At 55.2% G+C, this 1027-nt stretch carries 1 protein-coding gene; it reads left to right on the forward strand.

What is annotated here, in order from left to right:
- A partial coding sequence (locus B3187_RS13965; protein ID WP_286807087.1) for a hypothetical protein occupies window positions 1-1027 on the forward strand: 1027 nt, incomplete at both ends.

A 1027-nucleotide genomic window follows, 5' to 3' on the forward strand; every position in this document is an offset into this window, starting at 1 on the left:
TGAGCCCAACCGGGTCACGGACGTCGATTTCAACAACGAAACCCGCACCGTCACCTACATGAATAACGTCGGCACCGAAGACACCCGCGCCGCGACCGATTTCGTGGTCAACCACGGGGACAGTAAGTTCGTCACCCTCAACGCCTTCGGCCTGAATGTGGAGTGGGACGTTACCGACGAGCTGGTGGCCAAGTTCGATGTGTCTTACTCGGATGCCGAGAACGATATGGCCGGGAAAGAGAACTTCGGCGTAATCGGTCATATCAACACTTATGATTTTGATCTGAGCTCCGGACGCCCATTGGCCAACCATGAAGGCTACAACGGCAGTGAAATCCCGGATCGCTCCATCATGAAGATGCATGTTGGTTCTCCCGGTGGCCCCAACAGCCAGGATGAGATCAACGAGCTTCGCGCGGATTTTGAATACACGCCCTACAATACCAGTGGCTTTACCTCAATGCGTTTCGGTGCCTACCGCCAGGAGCGGGAAAAAGCCTACTACTCAGTGGGTGTTGATAACGGCTCCCTGTATGGCGGTTACTACGCATCCGCTCCCGAAGAGCTGATGACCAAATTCACCGCACCCAGCTTCTTCCCCGGCGCTCAGGATACCTGGTGGACCTTTGACAACTGGGAGCTTTACGACGTAATGCTCACCGAGGAAAAGGCCAACGAGAACGACGAAATGCGGGGCAACGACATTGGCACCACCTGGCAGGCCCTCCAGGATGGGAACATGTTTGAGCTGACAGTGAATGACGATCGCTATACCGTTCGGGAAGATATCTCCAGCCTGTATCTGGACTTCACCTTTGAAGGTGATGTCATGAATCTGCCATGGACAGTGAATGTCGGTGCCCGTTATGCCGAAACGTCCACGTCGGTCGATGCCGTGCAAACGGTTCTTAGCGATATTGTCGCCACCGGCGACCCGACGCTGTTTGAGACCGTAGAGGGCTCGCCGACCGAGGTCACCGAGAGCAACTCTTACACCAACCTGCTGCCCAGCATCAATGCCAAAATC

This window comes from Marinimicrobium sp. UBA4209 (assembly GCF_002381585.1).
Classification (GTDB): Bacteria; Pseudomonadota; Gammaproteobacteria; order Pseudomonadales; family Cellvibrionaceae; genus Marinimicrobium; species Marinimicrobium koreense.